Source organism: Streptomyces sp. NPDC051214 (assembly GCF_040682375.1).
In the GTDB taxonomy this organism is placed as follows: Bacteria; Actinomycetota; Actinomycetes; order Streptomycetales; family Streptomycetaceae; genus Streptomyces.
In genome coordinates this window covers 581,021-600,712 of the sequence record NZ_JBFBAT010000003.1, presented here as the reverse complement: position 1 = coordinate 600,712, position 19,692 = coordinate 581,021, and the positions used below count along the sequence as shown (strand labels likewise).

Below are 19,692 nucleotides of genomic sequence, written 5' to 3'. Positions count from 1 at the left end.
CGTCACCTCACGGTCACCGTGACGACCGTCGAGACCGTGGCGCCGCTCGCCACGCGCAGTTCGTTCTTGCCCTTGAGGCCGAGCTTGACGCGCAGGCCGTAGGTTCCGGAGGTGTTGGTGACCGTGGTGGCAGGAAGGGCCTTCCATGCACCGCGCTGCTTCTGCTGCAGGGTCACCTTGCTGCCGGCCTTCAGCCCGGTCGCCTTGCCCGTGATGCGCAGCTCCTGCCACGCGCGGACGTGGGACACGGACGCCTTCGCCGTCAGCGTGGCCGCGACGGGCTCGGCAGCGGCAGGCTCGGCCGGCACGGGCTCGGCCGCCGCCTGCGCGGGCCGGGGCTCCGGGTCGGCGAGCGCGGCGGTCGCGGGAATCAGCAGGACCGACCCGACGAGAGCGGAGACGGCGGTGGTACGCAGAAGGCTGCGACGGTTGTTTCGCATGGCGGCAGTGATCCCCTTGGGTGTCGGTCGGTACGTGTTCCTCGTCGTGCGACGAGCCGCACAATGAGGAACATAAACGTATGCACCCGACATTGCGATCACCCGGAGAGCGCGTAACGGAATCCGGCAAAATCCGTCACAGTGCCGCAACTGCCCGCATGGTCCCCCGCGTTGCCACTCGGCCCTGTCGTCGGGGTCACCGACGGACCAGGTGGGCGTGGGTCGCCGCCGCGGAACTCACCAGGTCGGTCACCCGGTAGCCGTCGATCCCGTCGGCGACGTTGTCGAGCAGCCGTTCGCCCCTGCCGACCAGCAGCGGCACGACGACCAGGTGCAGTTCGTCGATCAGCCGCGCGCGCAGATACTGCTGCACGACGGCCGAACCGCCTCCGATGCGTACGTCCCGGCCCGCCGCCGCCTCGAAGGCCCGCGCGAGGACCGTCTCGACGGGCTCGTCGGTGAAGTGGAAGGTCGTCCCGCCCTCCATCGTGAGCGAGGGCCGCAGGTGATGGGTGTGTACGAACACGTCGTGGTGGTAGGGCGGGTTCTCTCCCCACCAGCCACGCCACGACTCGTCCTGCCACGGCCCGCGCTGCGGTCCGAACATGTTGCGGCCCATGATCGTGGCGCCGATGTTCTCCTCGCTGCGCTCGATGCAGTCGACGTCGATCCCCGTCTTGCCTTCGGCGCGGTCGCGCATCGCTGCGACCATCCAGTCGTGCAGCCCCTCGATGTTGTCCCCGAAGGGTTCGTCCAGGCGTTGGTGGGGTCCGGCGGCGAAGCCGTCCAGCGAGACGGTGATGTTGTGAACGCGCACCTTCGGCATGACGTCCTCCTCCTCGGCGTTCCTGCTCTCATCATCACGTCGAACGACAGGCCCCGGGATCGACACACACGTGGATGTGGAAAGAGAATCAGACCCCCGGCTGAACGCTCTTCTCGGTCCGGCCACGGATGAGTCCGATGAGCGAGGGGCCCCCGCGCAGGCACCAGAGCGCGATGACGGGATCGCAGATGGCGCAGCCCAGCGACGAGTCGTGGGCGAAGGGGATGATCGGGTTTCCCTTGAAGTGGTGGACCAGATCCCAGCCGGTGTGGAGCAGCCAGCCGATGCCGATGTAGGTCCACGACTCGAGGCCGCGGTAGGCGCAGTAGGTGACGGCGGCGGTGAACACGAACTCCCAGGCCCCGAGGCCACCGCCGCTGAGGTAGGCCCCTCCCGCACCGGCCACCATGATCGCGTTGAAGCGGCGCCGGTGCGGTTCGCGGATCAGGGACATCACGAGGGCGTAGACGACGCCGATCAGGACCGGTGCGACGTAGGGTATGACCTGCATGGAGAGTTCCTTCGGGTGGCGGTGCGCGTCCGGGCGTCGCCCGGATCGCGGGATCACCGCCGAAGTTATCCGGGTCCGCGATCACCCCCCAGTGGCATTAATGACAGGCTTCGACGGGATAGCGCCACCCACCGTGACGCTTGTTCCCGCGGACCATCAGCGTCCCGCGCTCTCTTCGCGGCGCGCCTTCTCGGCGGCCAGCACGGACTCGATTCCGTGCCGCCTTTCGCCCAGTACACGAAGGCTGTTGGCAGCTTCCGCAGCCGGTCCGAAGCAATCCGCGGCGCGCCGTGCAGCCACCGCCGCCGCGGTGTCGGCGGTCACCAGGTCGGCGTTGATCGCCGTGGCCGCCGTCATGCCAGCGGCCGCGGACACCATGACTCCCGCCACCAGGTCGGTGACGTTGCCCGCCGTCCACACCCCCGCGACGCCCGTGAACCCGGTCGCGTCCGACTCGACGTAACTCCCCACGCCCATCGGGTGGTCGACCTTGGTCAGGCCGAGTTCCGCGAGCACCGCACCACGCGCCTCGAACCGCGGCGCCACGGCGAGGGCCCGCACCGCGATGCGCCTGCCCGAGGTCAGACGTACGCCGGAGAGGCGGTCGTCCTCGACATCGAGCCCGGCCACCTCACCGTCGACCACCGCGATACCGCGGGCAGCCAGCTGCTCCCACTGTTCCTCGGTCAGCTCGGGCGCCGTGTGCAGGAACAGGGTGACGTCCGACGACCACTGACGGAACAGCAGTGCCTGGTGCGTGGCCATCGGCCCGGTCGCCAGCACGCCGATCGGTGCGTCGCGCACCTCCCATCCGTGGCAGTAGGGACAGTGCAGGACGTCACGGCCCCACCGTTCGCGTACGCCGGTGACATCGGGCAGTTCATCGACGAGGCCCGTCGTCACCAGCAGACGCCGCGCACGATGGCTGCGCCCGCCGGCGGTCTCCGCGACGAAGCGCTCGCCGACCCGCCGCACGCGCGTCACCAGGTCCGACACGATCCGCCCGCCATACCCCTCGACCTCCTCCCGCCCGATCCGCAGCAGCTCCTCGGGCGCGAGCCCCTCGCTGGAGAGAAACCCGTGCACCCCGTCGGCGGGGGCATTACGCGGCTCCCCGGAGTCCACCACCAGCACGGAACGCCTGGCCCGGGCCAAGGTCAGCGCCGCGGACAGCCCGGCCGCGCCACCTCCGATCACCAGCACGTCCACGTCCTCGTCGGCATTCACGTCAGCTTCCACGTCGGCGATGTCTCGCTCGTTCGTCTCAGTCATGCCGACACCGTGCGCCCGGCCCCAACGAAACGGCAAGCTTCCTTGCCGTTTCGGCAAAGCCGCCACATCGCCGGATTGCCGTGCCCACAGACCCCGGCCGACCCGTGCGCAACGCTGGCGGTCGATGCGGTCGCGGCAGCAGCATGTTCCCGACGCTCCCGAACGTAAGGATTCATGCCTGTGATCTCCTTCGCCCCTGAGACCGGCGTCTGGCTGCTGAGCACGCCGAGCACCTCGTACGCCCTGCGCATCGACGAGACGGGAGCGCCCTGCCACCTCGCGTGGGGCCCACGGCTGACCTTGGCGGAAGCCAAGGAACTCGCCGCTGCCCCGGCCCCGCCCGCCAGCAGTTTCGAGGGGCGGCCGCCGGTCGGCGAGGAACTGCCCGTCGACGGCGGGGCACGGTACGGGACCCCCTCGCTCCAGGTGCGCTTCGCCGACGGCACGCGCGCCTTCGAATGGGAGGCGTTGAGCCATCGCGTACATGAGCCCACTCCTGGATCGACGGAACTGGTCCTGAAGTTCCGCGACCGCCGCCACACCCTGGAGATCACCCTCCACTACCGCGTCCACGACGACAGCGACGTCATCGAGCGCTGGTGCGTGCTGCGCAACACCGGCGAGGAGACCGTGGCGCTGCTGCGCGCCGACTCCGCCGCGTGGACCCTGCCGGTCAGGGACGACTACCGGCTCAGCCACGTCACGGGCCAATGGTCCGCCGAGAGCCAACTGCACCGGGAACGACTGCCGTTCGGCGAGACGGTGCTCACCAGCCGCAGGGGCATCACCAGCCATCACGCGAACCCCTGGGTAATGCTCGACGCGGGCGAGGCGACCGAGGACCACGGCCAGGTCTGGAGCGCGGCACTGGCCTGGAGCGGCAGTTGGCGCGTCACCGTACAACGCACCCCCGACGGCAGGGCGGGCTTCACCGGCGGCTCCGGTCACGAGGGCATGACCCAACCCCTCTCCCCCGGCGCTGAGTTCACCACTCCACGGCACGCCGGTCTGTACGCGGACGGCGGCTTCGGCGCGACGAGCCGCGCCTGGCACGCGTACGTCCTCGCCCATGTGCTGCCTCACCCTGATGAGATACGTCCGGTGCTCTACAACTCCTGGGAGGCCACCGGATTCGACGTCGACGAGGCCGGTCAGCTGGCCCTGGCGACCCGCGCGGCGGCGCTCGGCGCGGAGCTCTACGTCATGGACGACGGCTGGTTCGGCGCGCGCCGCGACGAGACCGCGGGGCTCGGCGACTGGACGCCGTCACCGGACCGCTTCCCGCGCGGCCTCAAGCCCCTGGTGGAGGAGGTGCACCGGCTCGGGATGCGCTTCGGGCTGTGGGTGGAGCCCGAGATGGTCAACCCGGACAGCGGTCTCTACCGCCGGCATCCTGACTGGGTCCTGCACTTTCCGCACCGCACCCGCACCGAGCTGCGCAATCAGCTGGTGCTCAACTTCGCCCGCCGCGACGTCGCGGAGTGGGCCTATGGCTGGCTGACCCGTCTGGTGGGCGAGCATGGGATCGACTTCCTCAAGTGGGACATGAACCGCCCGTTCACCGAGGCGGGTTGGCCGGACAGTAATGAGGGCGCGGAACGCGTCTGGACCACGTACGTCCACCACCTCTACGACGTCATCGACCGCCTCCGCGCCGACCACCCCGGCCTGCGGATCGAGGCGTGCAGCGGCGGTGGAGGCCGGGTCGACCTGGGGATGCTGTCCCGCACCGACCAGGCGTGGACGTCGGACAACACCGACGCGGCGGACCGTGTCCTCATCCAGCACGGCTACGGCCAGATCTACCCGGCCCGAACGATGTCCGCCTGGGTGACCGACGTCCCCAACCAGCTGACTGCCCGTTCGGTGCCGCTCCGCTTCCGCTTCCACGTCGCCATGGCGGGGGTCCTCGGCCTCGGCGGTGACCTGACCCGCTGGACCGAGGACGAACTGGTTGAAGGGGCAAGTCTGGTGGCCCAGTACAAACGCGTACGGCACCTGGTCCAGCACGGGACGCTCCACCGGCCGCGCGGCCCGGTCGACGACGGTCCCACGGCGGTCCAGTACACGGCGAGGAACGCCGACGAGACCCTGCTCCTGATCTGGCGCCGCACCCCACGCCACGGCACCACGAACCCACCCCTGCGCCTAGCCGACCTGGACCCCACAGCCCACTACCGCGACACCCACACCGGGGCGGTGCACTCCGCGACGGTCCTGAGCAACTACGGACTACGCCCCGAACTGCCCCCGGGCGACTGGGCGAGTGCGGCGGTGCATTTGGTGCGGGTTCCCTGACGAGGGCTCGGCGTTGGGCCGCGTGAGGCCCCCGGCGGCCGCCTCCCGCTCGCAGGCCGCACACTTGCCCCATGACCATCTCCCAGGACGCGCAGGCCCCCGGACGCCGATCGACCGAGCTGCACTGGGTCGAGTCGATGGGCGGGCCGCTCATCGTGGTGCCGGTGTCGGCGCTCTCCTTGTGGCACGGCTGCACCGAAGCAGGGGAGGTCCTCGGCGACCCGGGCATCGCGGACGATTACGACCGTGCGTGCGCGGTGGACGGTTACGCCGAGGTGCTTCCCGTGGGCGGCGACGGTGCCAGTGCTCTCGTGCTGGGTGACGAACCCGCCATGACCTGCTACCTGCCCGAGCGCAACGCCTTCGTGCGCTGGTTCGGCGCCGACTCCGAGGCCGGACTGCTGAGCGCCGCGCGGCAGGTGATGGAGGACCCGGGCACGGAGTGGGAGGACTGTGGGGTCTGGGAGACGAGTGGCCCGGCGGTACTCATGGATTCCGCGGTCGCGGGCGAAGAACTCACGACGCCAAGCCCTGAGTTGCCGGAACAAGCTCCCGTAGACATCCCGGCGGGGCGATGGGAGGTTCAGGCGGCTTACGTCAGGACGGACGACGCCAGGGTCGGGCTGGTGCGCCTCATGCCGCTGCAATAGCCGAGGCCGCGGGAGCAGTTGGCAGCACTTCAGTGTGCCGTCGAGGTCCACAGGTCCGGGCGGGCCAGCGTCTCGGCCTGCGGGAGGTCCTCCCTCGCTCGGGCTCCTTGCCGCGGCCGCAGGCCTCTCGCCCTTCTTACCGCGGGCCCCGCCCGGTGCGGGTCTTCGCGCCGCCGGTAAGTACCGGCAGGTAGTGCCGACAGCTGCCGCCGTCGCGGCAACCTTTGCGGGCTCGGCGTCGACCACGGGGTGAGCCGCTCATCGGAAACTCCCCGAAGGAGACGTTCCCATGAACATCCCCCGCTCCCCCATGCCTGCCGGAGCACGACTCCGGTCCCGTGTACGGAGTTCCGTGCGCGCCAGGCGCCTCGCCGCGCTCGCGGGCGCCACCGGCATCGCCGCCGCGGCAGTACTGGCCGTCCCGGGCACGGCCGCCGCGCACGGCGTGGCCATGATGCCCGGGTCGCGCACCTACCTGTGCTACAAGGACCTCCTCGCCAACTCCTCCACCCAGATGCCGTCAAACCCCGCCTGCAGGGCGGCAGTTCAGGACGCGGGCACCACCCCGCTCTACAACTGGTTCGCCGTACTGGACTCCCACGCGGGCGGTCGCGGCGAGGGGTACGTCGAGGACGGCACCCTGTGCAGTGCGGGCGACCGCAGCCCGTACGACTTCTCCCCGTACAACGCCACCCGCACCGACTGGCCCGTCACCCACCTCACGGGCGGCGCCACCATCGAGATGAACTACAGCAACTGGGCACACCACCCGGGCACGTTCAAGGTGTACGTCACCAAGGACGGCTACGACCCGCAACAGCCCCTTGGCTGGTCCGACCTGGAGAACGTGCAGACCGTACAGAACCCGCCGCAGGAAGGCGGGCCTGGCAGCGAGGCGGGCCACTACTACTGGGACCTGCGACTGCCTGAACGTACCGGCAGGCACATGCTGTTCGTCCAATGGATCCGCTCCGACAGCCAGGAGAACTTCTTCTCCTGCTCGGACGTGCTCTTCGACGGGGGCAACGGCGAGGTCACCGGACTGACCGGTGGCGAACGGTCCGGCGCCGCGGTGGCCGCACTCGGCGCCGGCAAGGAGAACATCAAGCAGGCCAAGGCGGCGCACCAGGCCCACCAGGCCCACCAGGCCCACCAGGCCGACGTCGCGCCGGACATCGAGAACGCCGCCTCCGGGGCGCCCACGAGTTCCCCGGACACCGGCCTGGTCGGCGCCCTCGCGGGCGCCGGGGCGATGGCCGCGTCCGGCGGGGCCGTCCTGCACCTGCGCCACCGCAGGCCCAACAGGCAGCGGTGAGTGGCAAGGGGTGAAAGGTGAGAGGTGAAAAGTGAGAGGTGAAAGGTGAGGGGTGAGCATTCCGCAGCGTGAATTTCTGCCCAACCGCGCCTTAAGTCGAATTGGCACGCCCCGCAGGGGCAGACAAACTCCCCTGGCCAGGCGCGACTTGAGCCAATTGCTCCGGGAATCACCGCACCCACCCCTCACGCACCGCATTACAACCAACGTCAAACCCCGTAGGTCACACGTAATTGCAAGGACCACGTATGCCTCACGGAGGTTTTGTCATGCCCTCTCACCTCAACCGCCACCGGATCGTCCGCACCGCCTCGGCGGTGACGCTTGCTCTCGGCACGGGGCTGGCCGCGCCCTTCCTCCTGGCGGGCACCGCAACTGCCGCGGCTCCGGAAGCGACCGCCGCGTTCAGCACGAGCGATCACTCGATCGTCTACACGGCCGCCGCCGGCCAGACCAACAAGGTCACGGTCAGGGCGTCCAAGTCCGAAGGCTCCGAAGGCTCCGAAGAGATCACCTACGTGATCGACGACGGCGTCGCGATCAACGCGGGCGAAGGCTGCTCCTACCCCGACAGCGCGGACCGCACCAAAGTCTCCTGCACGGTCGCCACGCTGGAGACCCAGGACCCGTACGCCACCTTGCAGTTGGCCCTCGGCGACGGCGACGACACCTTCGCCTACGACAACGCCACCGACCAGACGTACTACTTCGCCTCAGCGGATCTGGGAGTCGGCAAGGACACCGCGACGCACACCGGTGGCGTCGACGGCAACTCCGTCCTCGGAGGAGCGGGCGACGACGACCTGACCGTCGGTGAGGCCGGAGTGGTCCTCGGCGGTGACGGCAGCGACACCCTCCACGCCGCGTCCGGCAGCATCGCGCAGGGCGGCAACAACAACGACACCATCAACGCGGAAGGCGAAGAAGCCGCCGTCGACGGCGGTGCGGGCAACGACGTGATCCAGGGCGGCGCAGAGAGGCAGAACCTGTCCGGCGGCGACGGCAACGACACGATCCGCGCCGGAGTCGGCGACGACTTCGTGTACGGCGGCAAGGGCAACGACACCCTGTACGGCAACAGCGGCAACGACACGATGTACGGAAACAGCGGCGACGACAAGCTGTACGGGGGCACCGGCCAGGACGCCCTTTCCGGTGGTCCCGGCACGAACGTCGTCCGCCAGGACTGACCCTTCCGCTTCTCACTGGTCAGGGCACTGCGCGATCAGCCGCGCAGTGCCCTGACGCGTCCCGACCTGCCCCGGCAGCGGACTTCTCGGGCTTCAGCGGACCCTGTCGTAGACGAGAGCCAACGTGCCGTGTTCGCCCGCGGTCTGGCTCGCGAGCGTCCACTTCCCCGCGGGCAGGCCGTCGTCGAAGAGGCGTGGCCCGCCGCCGAGGAAGAGCGGAAAGACCGTGAGCGCCAGCCGGTCGACCTTGTCGGCCGCCAGCAGCGCCTTGATGACGCTCGCGCTGGAGAGCACGAGAATGTCGCCGCCCTCGGTCGACTTGAGGTCCGTCACCACCTCGGCAGTCGACTTGTCGATGATGGTCGTCCGCTCCCACGGAGCCTCGCCCAAGGTGGAGGAGAGGACGACCTTGTCGGTCTCGACGAGCCACTTGGCGAACGCCTCGTCACGCGGATCGGCACCCTCCATACCGATGACGGTGGGCCAGAAACCAAGAAACCCCTCGGCGTTGACCCGCCCCAGCAGGGCCGTCGTCGCCGGCTCCCAGAGGCTGGCCAGGTGGTCGCGGGCGACATCGGTGAGGGCGTACGGCATCACCCAGCTCATGTCCAACGGGTTGTCCGGCGCGGCGTAGTGACCGTCGAGGGAGAGGGCCATGTTCGTGACGACGCGACGCCCCGCGTACCGTTCTGTCTGCTCTATCTGGTCTGTCTGCTCGGCCTGCTCTGTCATTTCTTGCTCCTTGGGTCGATGGCGGCGTCCGAGGGGTGAGTGTCGTGCGGGCCCGCGGCGAGGGTCGCGGCGAGCTTGTCGAGGCTCTGGCCGAAGCCGATCTCGATGCCTGCGATGAAGTCGGCGGAGTCGATCGTGCTGTCGGTGATCCGCCAGTGGACGTCGAGGTCCGTGCCGGCGCCCGCGCCTGTGCGGGTGGGGCTCAGGCCGAGGTCGACATGGGCGGTGAAGGCGAGGCCGCCGTCGGGGAGCTGTGGGGAGAGCCGGTAAGCGAGGTGCTCGCCGACGCGTGCGTCGACGACGACTCCCTCCGCGCGCCCCACGACCACATCGGTGCCGTCGGTGTCCTCGGCATCGCGGTACTCATGGGCGATCCGCCCGCCCGGTCGCGCCTCGAAGAGCAGCTCGGAGACGCGGAGATCGTCCGGCGTCCACCACCGGGCGAGCAGCTCGGGTTCGGTCAGGTGGCGCCAGACCAGCTCGGGGCGGCCGGCCAGCGACCGGCTGAACCTGAACGAGCGACCGTCGGCCCACCCCGCATCGCGCGCGGCGAGCCGCTCAGCATCCAGGCTTGTCCCGTACGCGTCGAAGGTCGCACGCGTGCCGCCGTCCTGATCAGCGGTATCGGCGAGGCCACTGAGCGCGACCGCCAGGTCACGCAGGGCAGCAGACCTGAGGGCGTAGACGCGGCGCTGACCCGTGCGCTGGGAGGTGACGACGCCTGCACGCTCGAGGACTTGCAGGTGCTTGGTCGTCTGCGGCTGGCGCGCCTCAGCGAGCTGGGCGAGCACGCCCACGGACCGGGGCCGCTCGGCCAGCAGGGTCACGAGCCGCCACCGAGCCGGGTCGGCGAGAGCGGAGAGGAGTGCGTCCATGCGGCAAGTATTCCTCACCACGAATATTCGCGTCAAGGAATACGTCGGCATCGGGCCGCCGTCCCCACCGCTACGTCGAGGCGGTCGCGGCGGTCGCGGCGGTCGCGGCGGTAATGCGCTCGATTGCTTGGCGCGTCAGCTCACGACCGCGCGACGCACCAGTGCCGCCGTCACCGTCGCCATCGCCGTCACCGTCCAAGGCCCGATGCAGCGTGAGCCCCTCGATGAGCGCGTCGAGCTGCCGGGCCGTGTCCGGATCGAAGTGCCGTTCCAGCAGACGCCGACTGCGGCGCATCCACGCCTGGGTCAACTTCCGGTACTCCGGGCGCCGAGCGGCGAGGGTGTAGAGCTCCTGCGTGAGGATCAGGTCGCGCCGAGGCCCCTCCGCGAGTGCGTGGATGAGGTCGGTGACGGCCTCGCGTGCCTGCTCGGGGCTTTCGGCGTGGTCCAAGTGCCGCGCAAAGACGGCCACGATGTGGTCGGCGAAGAGCGTGAAGGCTTCGCGGAGCAGGTCGTCGATGCCGGTGAAGTGGTACGTCATCGAGCCGAGCGGCACCGCGGCACGCGTGGCGATCTTGCGGTGGGAGACACCGGCGACGCCTTCGTCGGCGATGTGGTCGAGTGTGGCGGCGAGGATGCGCTCGCGCCGCCGGGGATCGGCGTGTCCGGTGGCCATCGCGAGGGACCTCTAGAGACTTCGGACGGGACGGGCGGGATTGCCGACGGCGACCACGTCGGCGGGTACGTCCTTCGTGACGACAGCGCCGGCACCGATGACGCTGTTGTCCCCGATCGTCACGCCGGGACAGACGATGACACCACCGCCGAGCCAGACGTTGTCCCCGATGGTGATGGGAAGCGCGGCCTCCAGCTTGTCGCGCCGCGGCTGCGGCTCCACGGGGTGGGTGGGGGTGAGGAGTTGGACGTTGGGGCCGATCTGGCAGTCCTCGCCGATGGTGATCCGGGCGACGTCCAGTGCGGTGAGGTGATAGTTCACGAAGGTGCGGGCGCCGATGGAGAGGTTGCTGCCGTAGTCGACGTACAGCGGCGGCCGCACCTCCACGCCCTCACCCACCGAGCCGAGCAACTCGGCCAGGACCGCCCGGGCTTCGCCCGCGTCCTCGAGGAACACGGACTGATAGCGCGCTGCGAGCCGCATGGCGTGCTGTTGCCTGCGAGCGATGTCCGGGTCGTCGGCGATGTAGAGGTCGCCCGCGAGCATGCGTTCCAGGTTGGTGCGCGGGTCGTCAGCGAAGTAGTCCGTCGGCATGCGTACGATCGTACGCTCTGGAAGGTACGAACGTACGCTCCACATCTGTTGGCGCTCATGGCCTGGCACATGGGTTGACTCCTGGTCTTGGCTCATGGGCTTGCCCATGCGGGGTAATCGATAGCGGCTGCGGTTTCCGTCGATTCCGAGGAGGTACGTTCCATGCGCGCCTTCAAGCGCTGGTTCGACCAGAGTCTGGCCGCACAGGCGGCCCTGATCTTCGTGCTGGGTGTGGGGGTCACCGCTCTGTTCCGCCCGGACGAGCATCCGGTCGTGTGGATCATCCAGGCCATGCTCTACACCGCGATCGCGATGACGATCGTGGCCGTGCAGCGCCGTAAGGCCGGCCGGGCCGCCGGTACCGACGCGCAGGGGGTCGCCGAGCTCCACCGCAAGATCCGGCACCGCGAGGTTCCGAGCGAGCCCCAGGAACGGGCTTCCATGCGGCGGCTCGTCGCCGAGCAGTTGGGCCAGATGGAACGGGCCCGGAAGTGGCTGCCGTACTGGCTGGGCTCCATGGCTCTCATCGCCGTCGCCATGCTCGGCCTCGGAGCGGCCACCGGCTCGTTGGCCACTCCGCTGATCGTGGCGGTCGGCCTGATCGGTTTCTGTGGCTGGGTCCTCTGGATGCGCCACCGCTCCCTCGACCGCTGTCGCTACATGCGCTCCTCCTTGCAGAGCTAGGGCACACGGGCGGCGACCTCTCACCTTCGGGGCGACCGCGCTCGGAACGGTGTTCACCGTCCTCGGGGTGATCCTTGCGGGGGTGCGGGGGTGTCCCTCTCGTTTCGCATCAACGGGTTCGTCTCCCTGTGGCTGCTGCCGTTGATCGTCGGCGGGATCGGCCTGGTGATCGCGGGGGTCGGTACGGCTGTCGCGGTGGCAGGGCGAAGGCGTCCCTAGGCGCGGCCGGGCGCCCTCGGCCTCGCAGACCCGCGGTTCCTCAGGTCTTCACGCCGCAATGCCGCAACGCCGCGCGATCGCCTCAAGGCGTTCCAGTTCGCGTCCTGCCGCCGCGGGGTGGGCGAGGTCGAGGGCCATCGCGGCGCGGGCGCAGATGTAGAGGATGTCCTGGCGGGTGGCCTCGTCGAGGCCGGGGGCGGCCCGGAGGTTGCGGCCCGTGACGCTGAGGAAGAGGTCAACATGGTCGAGGCGATCCCGCAGTCCCAGAGGAAGCACCTGCTTCAGCGTGTCCTTCGCGTAGTCGCGCGTCTGCCGGTCCGCCTCGCAAGGGCGAGGCCGCGAAGGAGCCCAGGGAAGGGCGGCCGTGCGGGCATCCTCGTACATGTCCGCCACCAGGGCGCGTGCGGTGGCGAGTTCGCCTTCCGCTGCCGCAGTGCGGGCCGAGTCCAGCATGGAGCGCAGTCGGGCACGAACCTGGGGGTCCTCCCCCGTCCGGGCATCCAAATATCCGGACCACACGTCGAACGCCTTGCTCAACTCGGCGTCCAGCATGACCTCGTACGCGTCCGGCACTCCGCCGCCTCTCCGATCGGACCGCCCCGGTGTGGGCGGCAGCGGTCACGATAGGACGGATGGCGGCTCCATCGCCCGTGATTTATCCGGGGCCGAGCACTCAGCTGCACGACCACTCAGCTGCTCGTCCACTCAGCTGCTCGGCCACTCTCAACTTCTGAGCGGCGGGGTGGGCGGGTGACGAATCAGCGGGACGTAAAGCGAAATCGCCTGCCCGTGCGATTCATTGCCGGTTGTGCGAACCATTGCCGCGCAGGCCTCGGCACGCATTCGATTCCGTCCTGTGAGCGCTCCGCGTTGTGAACCCTTCCTGCGCCCGAGCAGATTCCCGTCGCCCGACGCGGTGGGTAAACTGTGCCGGACCCGGCATGTGTTTGCCGGAAATCTACTTCGCATATCCGCTAGCCGACTTTTCGGCCGGGAAAGACCGGCGCGCGAGAGACTGACCGCTCGCTCCGGCCGAGCACTCTGCCACCGGTACGAGTGCTGGGTGAAGCCCCGATGTTTGGCCCCACTACGCAAGGCAGATCATGCGGAAAGGTTCCACTCGCACCTGGTCCGAGGCCGACCCGCCACGGCTCAGCGTGAGGGTACTGGCGGCCGCCGACGACAGTGGCACGCTCACCTTCGAACTCGCCGGTGAACTGGATGTGCTCAGCGTCAACTTGCTGTGCGATCTGGCCATCACCCACGTGGAGGATGGCCACCGGCATTTACACCTGGACGCGAGAGACGTGGCCTGGTGTGACAACGGCAGCCTGTACATGCTTCTCGGTCTGCGGCATGCGCTGGAGACCGCGCAGGGCAGCCTCGGCCTGGTTGCGATCAGCGCCCCCGTCGAACAAGTGATCATGCGTAACGAACACAGCCTGCACCTGCATCTGCACCCGCAGCACGCTCCGCCATGCTGCCCCGCCGCCGCGACTCCTCACTTGGGATAGTCATCCGCCGTCTCCCCGATACCAGGAAGAAGGTCGGGGCGTAGGTGCAGCGCTCGGTCGAGCTGGGCGGTGAGTCTGCCCGCGGCGGAATGGACCAGGTGTCCGCACTCGGCAAGCGCCCGCCCAACCGGGCCCGCAGCAGCTCTCCCACCCGTCGTTTGTACGATGCGTAGAACGGCTCTGCCGCCTTTCGGCCCCCCGGACTTGCAGAGCGCCGGAGCAGCCGTGTCACTGCTGAGGAGACCCCCATGAGCACTCCGCCCTCCGCCGCGGGCGCTCCCCAGCTGCAGCGACGGTTCGGGGTGGGCGACGCGGTCGTGATCGGCCTCGGGTCGATGATCGGGGCGGGGATCTTCGCCGCGTTCGCTCCGGCCGCCCGCGCCGCGGGCTCGGGGCTGCTCGTCGGCCTCGCTGTCGCCGCGGTGGTCGCGTACTGCAACGCCACCTCATCGGCACGGCTCGCGGCCCGCTACCCCGCCTCGGGAGGGACCTACGTCTACGGCCGCGAACGGCTGGGCGAGTTCTGGGGCTACCTCGCCGGCTGGGGATTCGTCGTCGGCAAGACCGCTTCCTGCGCGGCCATGGCCCTCACCGTCGGGGCCTACGCCTGGCCCGGTCAGGAACGGCCCGTCGCGATCGCCGCCGTGCTGGCACTGACCGCCGTCAACTATGTGGGGATCCAGAAAACCGTCTGGCTGACCCGAGGCGTCGTCACCCTCGTCCTCGCCGTCCTCGCCGCGGTCGTCGCCGCCTCCTACACGAGTGGCGCGGCCGACGTGAGCCGCCTGGAGCTGGGCGGGGACGCCGGCGTGGGTGGCGTGCTGGAGGCTGCCGGGCTGTTGTTCTTCGCCTTCGCCGGTTACGCCCGCATCGCCACCCTCGGCGAAGAGGTGCGGGATCCGCGCCGCACCATTCCCCGTGCGATCCCCCTCGCCCTGGGCATCACACTCTCGGCGTACGTCGCGGTCGCCGTCGCCGTCCTGGTCGTGCTCGGTCCCGGCGGTCTTGCCGGGTCCACCGCTCCGCTCACGGACACGGTGCGCGCGGCGGGGGTGCCCGAACTGGCGCCGGTGGTGCGTGCCGGTGCCGCCGTCGCCGCGCTCGGTTCGCTGCTCGCGCTGATCCTCGGCATCTCGCGAACCACACTGGCGATGGCCCGCGACCACCACTTGCCGCACGCACTGGCGGCCGTCCACCCTCGCTTCCACGTCCCCCACCGGGCCGAACTCGCCGTCGGTGCGGTCGTGGTGGCCCTCGTGGCCTTCGCCGACCTGCGAGGGGCGATCGGCTTCTCCTCCTTCGGGGTGCTCGCGTACTACGCCATCGCCAACGCCGCCGCCTGGACCCTGACGCCCGCCGAAGGCCGCCCGCCTCGCGCCGTCCCCGCCATCGGCCTGGCCGGCTGCCTGCTCCTCGCTCTCAGCCTTCCGCTCTCCTCTGTCATCTCCGGCACGGTCGTTCTGGCGATCGGGGCGGCCGCCTTCTTCGTACGCCGTGGGGTCGCGGGTCGCGCCTGATGCTCGGGTGCGGAGAACGCAGCCGGAGGTAAAAGGGGGCCGACCCGGCCGGGGGAGGTCCGGGTCGGCCCCGTCCAGGGGGTTGGTGAGGCTTTCAGTGACCCGGTCCGTGATGTGAGGGACCGGGAGGAGCGAGGCTGGCGGCTGGGTCAGCTGGTGCGGCGCGTGCGGGACAGGACCATGCCGCTGAGGACGATGGCGATGAGCGCGATCACCAGGGCCACGACGGCCCCACCTCGACCGTTGCCGCTGCCCACGCCCCCGTCGGAGCCGGTCAGCTGCATCACGCCGACGACCATGCCGATCAGGGCCACCACGGGGGCGACCATGGCGCCGCCTCGACCGTTGCCGGTGCCGATGCGTCCCGCGGACTGGGCCAGCGCCACCCCACCGATGATCACGCTGATCAGCGCGATCACCATGGCCACCATGGCGCCGCCTCGCCCGGACCCACCCTCATCGGCGGCGACCGAAACCTGCGCGGCTGCCGGTGTGGCAAGCACCAACCCTCCGAGCACAGCGGCTGCGGTGGCGGTAAGCAAGTGACGGACGGACATCGAGGACCCCTTCGGTTGCCTGGCAGGTACAGGCAGGAGCGTAGGGAGCCGGGGGGCCTCCGGTCGTCCTACGGGAGTTGCCAATAAGCGCTACCACCAGGGCGGTAGTCGCTCGCGGCGGAGCCTGCTCCCACAGCAGTCATATACCGCAGCCGCAGCATCTGGCCTTGCCGCGCCCCTTGCAGCCAGCGGTCGGGAACCTCAGATCCAGCCTGCCCGCGAGGCGGCGTGTACCGCACTGATCCTGTTGCCGGCCTTCAGTTTGTGGATGGCCGAATGAATGTGGTTGCGGACTGTTCCCGGGCTCAGATGCAGCTGCGCAGCGATGGCGCTGAGCGGGCGACCGTCCTCCGCCGCCTTGAGGATCTCCGCTTCGCGAGCCGTCAGGGGGTTCTCGCCCGCGGCAAGCAACTGAGCGATGAGTTCGGCGGGGATGTGCCGTCTCCCCGCGTGCACCTCACGGATCACCCTGCTCAGCTCCCCGATCGAGGTCTCCTTCGTGAGGATTCCGCGTATCCCGACCGCGAAGGCGCGCTGCAGGTAGCCGGGCCGTGCGTCGCAGGTCAGAAGCACCACGGGGAAGCCGGGCAAGGCACGGTTCAGTTGTTCGGCGACCTCGATGCCGTTCATGCCCGGCATGTGCAGATCGAGGACGGCGAGGCCCGCCCGGTGGCGGTTCACCAGGGACAGGACCCGATCGCCGTGCCCCGTGTGGGCGACGACCTCGATGTCTCCCGGCGGCTGGAGCAGCTCAGCGAGCGCTTCCCTGGTGAGTGCCTCGTCCTCGGCCAGCACAACCTTGATCGCCATGTTCGCTCCCCCAGTCGCTACGGCTCAGCGGCGTCGTCGCCTCGACCCGGTAGGTGAGATCAGTGCCCGGGCCGTGGCTGAGCGTGCCGCCGACCGCACGCAACCGCGCCGTCAGACCGGCAAGCCCGGTTCCGGGGGTCGAACTGTGCTGCCCGGCACCGTCGTTGGTGATCCGTAGATGCGCGGTCCGATCGCTCGTCCAGACCTCGATCGAGCAGTGTCCCGCTTCGCTGTGATGAATGATGTTGGCGGCCGCCTCCCGCGCCACCCACCCGAAGGCCTCCTGAATCGGCCGGGGCAGCGTGGCCGAAGACCGGCTGACCTCCACGCACACCCCCATGAGCCCCAGGTCGGAGCGCACCCCCTCGATCTCGGTGGTCAGGTCGCCGATGCGGTACCCGCCGGCGAGGGCACGGACCTCGCCCATGGACCGACGCGCGAGCACGAGTACGGTCTCCAACTCGGCCAGGGCGCGCTCCGGTTGAGTTCTCAGGAGCTGCGCCACCAGCTCGCCCTTCCGGTTGATCGCACCGAGCGTACGGCCCAGTACGTCGTGCACGTCCCGGGCGAACAACCGCTGGTCCAGGGGGATCGAGACCCGCATCGCCTCGCGGTCGGGCTGCGGAAACGCCCCCACGCAGGGTCTATCGCGTCCCGGGTGCGGGTCTCCGGCGTACTTCCCCATCATCTGGAGGGCCACGGCCGGGGCCATGAGGACGTACCCCGCCACGATGGCGGGAATGGCTCCCAGGAGTCGTTCCGGGTGCCCGCTCCGCGGGAACAGACCGGACGCCCCGGCCCGCAGCGCGCCGCGGCACCGCTCCTGCTGATCCGGGTCAGCCAGGATGACGATCTTGGGGGCGTCGCCGGATTCCATGAGCTGCCTGGTCGTGGTGACCAGGTTCATGCCGGGGGCGCCGGCGCCCAGCACCACCACGTCTGGATGCGTTTCGGCGGCCCGGGCCACCGCGTCCTCACCGTTGACTGCCTCGCCCACCACACGCAGCCCAGAAGTGGCTTCGATCGCCGAAGCGAGCATTCCGCGGACCGACGCCTCGGGCTCGGCCACCAGGACCGCGTACGTTCTCGCCGACGTACCGCAAGGTGAAAGGGCGTCTGCCATCGCTGTCCTGTCCCCCTGGGTTCGGCCTGAGCGCGAGCGCCGGCACCGCCGGTCGCAAGACCTGGGTCGCGGCCAACGGACGCGTCCCGATCATCTGCCGTGTGCGTGTGCGCACGTGGTCCGAAGGGAGGTCGCCGAATGCGAGGTCCGATCCCGTCACATCAGGTAAATGGCACCTTGCTGAGAACGCGTGAAAGACCGTCATGTGAATCCCCCGTCATGCGTGCGAGCCGCAAGCGTGCACTGTAGCTCCCCGACTTCGACACTTCTACCCTTGATCTTTCGCGAGAAGGCGCTATAGGTGGCCCTCCCGACGAGATGTCACGCCGAGCCGTCCAGACGAGAGACGACGCCGGTTGCCCGGCGGAGCCGTCGGCTCCGCCGGGCAACCGGCGTCAGTGAACGAGAGGTTCAGCTGCCGTTCAGCTTGCGCTGAACGAAGTCGTAGCTCAGGTCGCCGATCTCGGGGGCGTACTGGCGTGATGCCTCGACGGCGGACGGGAAATTCTCCCCGGCCCAGACCCTGCTCCGACCGCAGTCGTCAGCGAAGTCGGTCCAGTTGCTCCAGCGCAGAGTGGTGTCGCTCGCGGGAGTGACTCCGGGTTCGATGAGGGATGAACCCTTGGCCGCGGGGACAGCTATGTCGATCTTGTCGGTTCCGGTGAACCGTCGCACTTGCTGGGCGAAGGCAAGGCAGAGCGAGGACGTGACGGAGGGGTACTCGGGGTGGTCGGCCGAGTTCGTGTTCAGGTAGCCCTGCCATTCATTTCCAGTGATGTCGCCGACGGTTCCCTTCCCCGGGCCGCCCCACGCCGTCACCTTCTTCTTCCCGTACAGGTGGCGGATCGCGCTGAACGGCCGCACCGAGTCGTACTTGCGCTTGAAGTGCCACGTGGCAATGGTGGCATCGACGAAGGCGACGTCGGAAGTGGTGATGTACTGCACCATCTTCTCGGTGTCGTACTTGCCACCGGTGACCACGGGAGTGCCGGCGACGGCCCCGAAGGTGATGACCTTGTCGTTGAAGAGCTCGGCACTCATCTTCTGGTGGTCGGTCAGGTTCGCCGATGCCTTCAGGACCTCATCGGCCTGGCTCTTGTAGGCTTTTCGGTTGTGGTGGTTGCTCTTGCTCGGGGGAGCCACCTTGAACCGGGTGGGGCTTTCGTACGAGAACGGCTTCACGCGGCCGTACTGGGGCGTCGCGAACTGCTGCGACCTCAGGACGTTGTTCGTCGAGGTCACATTGGGCTGCCAGCGGGAAGGGTTACGCAGCTCGTCCGCGGTGTTGACCGGCTTGTAGCCCGTGTAGTCGGCGTAGGGCTGCCGGTTGTACGTGCGCCCGCCCTTGTCGCCGTCGCGGTTGGACCCGTCGCCCACTCGCGCCGCCATGGCGCTCTTGGCGGCGAGGATCCCGATGCCGCTCGGCGTGGTCGGGTCCTCCTTGGTGTCGTTCGGGTCCAGACCCGCCGACTCCATCATCTCCAGCCATCGCGACTTGTACTGCGGAAGGACCTCGTTGAGCGAGGTGAAGGCGGAGTAGATGACCGCGATGTTCTTGTTGCGGATCGTGCGTTCTTCCTTCGGCCGACGGCCGAGGTCGGAGAAGATGCCTTTCGCCGTCGGGTGATAGGGGGCTATGGCATCGAACCACGGCATCTCGATCAGAATGGCGTGGTCAACGGTCAACGACACGGAACGGCCGGAGCTCTGTTCACGCGACACCCGTTGGAACTTCGGATAGACGACTTCGATAAGGGCATTCCCCTTGTCGAGGTCGATGGCAGCCGCCTTCCGCGGGGCGGCAGGCGCGGCACTGTTCAGCGATCCCACCAGGACCAACGCGGTGGCAACTGCCACCACACCCCCCAGGCGCCGACTTCGCAGCCGCC

At 69.2% G+C, this 19,692-nt stretch carries 21 protein-coding genes; 8 read left to right on the top strand and 13 right to left on the bottom strand.

What is annotated here, in order from left to right; translation table 11 throughout:
- Positions 1 to 2 precede the first annotated feature (2 nt).
- From AB0M70_RS10615 to AB0M70_RS10600, 4 genes are all read right to left on the bottom strand, one after another.
- Positions 3 to 440, bottom strand: coding sequence for a hypothetical protein (locus AB0M70_RS10615; RefSeq protein WP_365818529.1), 438 nt, complete (start codon positions 438 to 440; stop codon positions 3 to 5).
- 196 nt (positions 441 to 636) lie between these two features.
- The gene (locus AB0M70_RS10610) at positions 637 to 1,266 is read right to left on the bottom strand and encodes a dihydrofolate reductase family protein (protein WP_365818527.1); all 630 of its coding nucleotides are present in this window, start codon (positions 1,264 to 1,266) and stop codon (positions 637 to 639) included.
- A gap of 88 nt (positions 1,267 to 1,354) precedes the next feature.
- A complete protein-coding gene (locus tag AB0M70_RS10605) occupies positions 1,355 to 1,768 on the bottom strand; it encodes a DUF6010 family protein (protein WP_365818799.1) in 414 nt (137 codons plus the stop codon).
- 165 nt (positions 1,769 to 1,933) lie between these two features.
- Positions 1,934 to 3,049, bottom strand: coding sequence for an NAD(P)/FAD-dependent oxidoreductase (locus AB0M70_RS10600; protein WP_365818525.1), 1,116 nt, complete (start codon positions 3,047 to 3,049; stop codon positions 1,934 to 1,936).
- A 174-nt stretch (positions 3,050 to 3,223) separates the two neighbouring features.
- Between AB0M70_RS10600 and AB0M70_RS10595 the strand changes: the two genes are divergently transcribed.
- The 4 genes from AB0M70_RS10595 to AB0M70_RS10580 all read left to right on the top strand — a co-directional run bounded on the left by AB0M70_RS10595 (position 3,224) and on the right by AB0M70_RS10580 (position 8,502).
- A complete protein-coding gene (locus AB0M70_RS10595) occupies positions 3,224 to 5,347 on the top strand; it encodes an alpha-galactosidase (protein ID WP_365818523.1) in 2,124 nt (707 codons plus the stop codon).
- 71 nt (positions 5,348 to 5,418) lie between these two features.
- On the top strand, positions 5,419 to 5,997 hold the full coding sequence (locus AB0M70_RS10590; RefSeq protein WP_365818521.1) for an Imm21 family immunity protein: 579 nt from the start codon (positions 5,419 to 5,421) through the stop codon (positions 5,995 to 5,997).
- Between the two features lie 451 nt (positions 5,998 to 6,448).
- Positions 6,449 to 7,312 carry a lytic polysaccharide monooxygenase gene (locus tag AB0M70_RS10585; RefSeq protein WP_365818797.1) on the top strand — a complete coding sequence of 288 codons (864 nt, stop codon included), beginning with the start codon at positions 6,449 to 6,451 and terminating at the stop codon, positions 7,310 to 7,312.
- Positions 7,313 to 7,581: 269 nt separating this feature from the next.
- Positions 7,582 to 8,502: a calcium-binding protein gene (locus tag AB0M70_RS10580; protein WP_365818519.1), complete on the top strand. Its 921-nt coding sequence runs from the start codon at positions 7,582 to 7,584 to the stop codon at positions 8,500 to 8,502.
- Between the two features lie 93 nt (positions 8,503 to 8,595).
- Here the strand turns inward: AB0M70_RS10580 and AB0M70_RS10575 are convergent, their stop codons facing one another.
- From AB0M70_RS10575 to AB0M70_RS10560, 4 genes are all read right to left on the bottom strand, one after another.
- Positions 8,596 to 9,234, bottom strand: a complete 639-nt coding sequence (locus tag AB0M70_RS10575) for a dihydrofolate reductase family protein (RefSeq protein ID WP_365818517.1) — start codon at positions 9,232 to 9,234, stop codon at positions 8,596 to 8,598.
- The gene (locus AB0M70_RS10570) at positions 9,231 to 10,109 is read right to left on the bottom strand and encodes a metalloregulator ArsR/SmtB family transcription factor (protein ID WP_365818515.1); all 879 of its coding nucleotides are present in this window, start codon (positions 10,107 to 10,109) and stop codon (positions 9,231 to 9,233) included. Before AB0M70_RS10570 ends, AB0M70_RS10575 begins: the two co-directional genes overlap by 4 nt.
- Positions 10,110 to 10,179: 70 nt before the next feature.
- The gene (locus tag AB0M70_RS10565) at positions 10,180 to 10,785 is read right to left on the bottom strand and encodes a TetR family transcriptional regulator (RefSeq protein WP_365818513.1); all 606 of its coding nucleotides are present in this window, start codon (positions 10,783 to 10,785) and stop codon (positions 10,180 to 10,182) included.
- A 12-nt stretch (positions 10,786 to 10,797) separates the two neighbouring features.
- A complete protein-coding gene (locus tag AB0M70_RS10560) occupies positions 10,798 to 11,379 on the bottom strand; it encodes a sugar O-acetyltransferase (protein ID WP_365818511.1) in 582 nt (193 codons plus the stop codon).
- 162 nt (positions 11,380 to 11,541) lie between these two features.
- On the opposite strand from AB0M70_RS10560, the gene AB0M70_RS10555 reads away from it, so the two are divergent.
- Positions 11,542 to 12,063 carry a hypothetical protein gene (locus AB0M70_RS10555; RefSeq protein WP_365818509.1) on the top strand — a complete coding sequence of 174 codons (522 nt, stop codon included), beginning with the start codon at positions 11,542 to 11,544 and terminating at the stop codon, positions 12,061 to 12,063.
- Positions 12,064 to 12,153: 90 nt separating this feature from the next.
- Positions 12,154 to 12,282 carry a hypothetical protein gene (locus AB0M70_RS10550; protein ID WP_365818507.1) on the top strand — a complete coding sequence of 43 codons (129 nt, stop codon included), beginning with the start codon at positions 12,154 to 12,156 and terminating at the stop codon, positions 12,280 to 12,282.
- Between the two features lie 48 nt (positions 12,283 to 12,330).
- Here the strand turns inward: AB0M70_RS10550 and AB0M70_RS10545 are convergent, their stop codons facing one another.
- Positions 12,331 to 12,855, bottom strand: a complete 525-nt coding sequence (locus tag AB0M70_RS10545) for a hypothetical protein (RefSeq protein WP_365818505.1) — start codon at positions 12,853 to 12,855, stop codon at positions 12,331 to 12,333.
- 530 nt (positions 12,856 to 13,385) lie between these two features.
- Between AB0M70_RS10545 and AB0M70_RS10540 the strand changes: the two genes are divergently transcribed.
- Together AB0M70_RS10540 and AB0M70_RS10535 are read left to right on the top strand one after the other, a co-directional pair.
- Positions 13,386 to 13,796, top strand: coding sequence for an STAS domain-containing protein (locus AB0M70_RS10540; protein WP_365818503.1), 411 nt, complete (start codon positions 13,386 to 13,388; stop codon positions 13,794 to 13,796).
- Between the two features lie 248 nt (positions 13,797 to 14,044).
- Positions 14,045 to 15,313: an APC family permease gene (locus tag AB0M70_RS10535; protein WP_365818501.1), complete on the top strand. Its 1,269-nt coding sequence runs from the start codon at positions 14,045 to 14,047 to the stop codon at positions 15,311 to 15,313.
- A gap of 149 nt (positions 15,314 to 15,462) precedes the next feature.
- Here the strand turns inward: AB0M70_RS10535 and AB0M70_RS10530 are convergent, their stop codons facing one another.
- The 4 genes from AB0M70_RS10530 to AB0M70_RS10515 all read right to left on the bottom strand — a co-directional run bounded on the left by AB0M70_RS10530 (position 15,463) and on the right by AB0M70_RS10515 (position 19,660).
- Entirely contained in the window at positions 15,463 to 15,870 is a 408-nt protein-coding gene (locus AB0M70_RS10530) for a DUF6223 family protein (protein WP_365818499.1), read from the bottom strand.
- 201 nt (positions 15,871 to 16,071) lie between these two features.
- Positions 16,072 to 16,680 (bottom strand): response regulator transcription factor, encoded by a 609-nt coding sequence (locus tag AB0M70_RS10525; protein WP_365818497.1) that lies wholly within the window; start codon positions 16,678 to 16,680, stop codon positions 16,072 to 16,074.
- A complete protein-coding gene (locus AB0M70_RS10520; RefSeq protein WP_365818495.1) occupies positions 16,622 to 17,803 on the bottom strand; it encodes a histidine kinase in 1,182 nt (393 codons plus the stop codon). The genes AB0M70_RS10525 and AB0M70_RS10520 overlap by 59 nt, the downstream gene beginning before the upstream one ends.
- Before the next feature lie 411 nt (positions 17,804 to 18,214).
- On the bottom strand, positions 18,215 to 19,660 hold the full coding sequence (locus AB0M70_RS10515; protein ID WP_365818493.1) for a DUF6851 domain-containing protein: 1,446 nt from the start codon (positions 19,658 to 19,660) through the stop codon (positions 18,215 to 18,217).
- Positions 19,661 to 19,692: the final 32 nt, after the last annotated feature.

Coding starts and splice junctions, on each gene's coding strand:
- AB0M70_RS10615 (WP_365818529.1), bottom strand. CDS start 440: ATGCGAAACAACCGTCGCAGCCTTCTGCGTACCACCGCCGTCTCCGCT.
- AB0M70_RS10610 (WP_365818527.1), bottom strand. CDS start 1,266: ATGCCGAAGGTGCGCGTTCACAACATCACCGTCTCGCTGGACGGCTTC.
- AB0M70_RS10600 (WP_365818525.1), bottom strand. CDS start 3,049: ATGACTGAGACGAACGAGCGAGACATCGCCGACGTGGAAGCTGACGTG.
- AB0M70_RS10595 (WP_365818523.1), top strand. CDS start 3,224: ATGCCTGTGATCTCCTTCGCCCCTGAGACCGGCGTCTGGCTGCTGAGC.
- AB0M70_RS10590 (WP_365818521.1), top strand. CDS start 5,419: ATGACCATCTCCCAGGACGCGCAGGCCCCCGGACGCCGATCGACCGAG.
- AB0M70_RS10585 (WP_365818797.1), top strand. CDS start 6,449: ATGATGCCCGGGTCGCGCACCTACCTGTGCTACAAGGACCTCCTCGCC.
- AB0M70_RS10580 (WP_365818519.1), top strand. CDS start 7,582: ATGCCCTCTCACCTCAACCGCCACCGGATCGTCCGCACCGCCTCGGCG.
- AB0M70_RS10575 (WP_365818517.1), bottom strand. CDS start 9,234: ATGACAGAGCAGGCCGAGCAGACAGACCAGATAGAGCAGACAGAACGG.
- AB0M70_RS10570 (WP_365818515.1), bottom strand. CDS start 10,109: ATGGACGCACTCCTCTCCGCTCTCGCCGACCCGGCTCGGTGGCGGCTC.
- AB0M70_RS10565 (WP_365818513.1), bottom strand. CDS start 10,785: ATGGCCACCGGACACGCCGATCCCCGGCGGCGCGAGCGCATCCTCGCC.
- AB0M70_RS10560 (WP_365818511.1), bottom strand. CDS start 11,379: ATGCCGACGGACTACTTCGCTGACGACCCGCGCACCAACCTGGAACGC.
- AB0M70_RS10555 (WP_365818509.1), top strand. CDS start 11,542: ATGCGCGCCTTCAAGCGCTGGTTCGACCAGAGTCTGGCCGCACAGGCG.
- AB0M70_RS10540 (WP_365818503.1), top strand. CDS start 13,386: ATGCGGAAAGGTTCCACTCGCACCTGGTCCGAGGCCGACCCGCCACGG.
- AB0M70_RS10535 (WP_365818501.1), top strand. CDS start 14,045: ATGAGCACTCCGCCCTCCGCCGCGGGCGCTCCCCAGCTGCAGCGACGG.
- AB0M70_RS10530 (WP_365818499.1), bottom strand. CDS start 15,870: ATGTCCGTCCGTCACTTGCTTACCGCCACCGCAGCCGCTGTGCTCGGA.
- AB0M70_RS10525 (WP_365818497.1), bottom strand. CDS start 16,680: ATGGCGATCAAGGTTGTGCTGGCCGAGGACGAGGCACTCACCAGGGAA.
- AB0M70_RS10520 (WP_365818495.1), bottom strand. CDS start 17,803: ATGGCAGACGCCCTTTCACCTTGCGGTACGTCGGCGAGAACGTACGCG.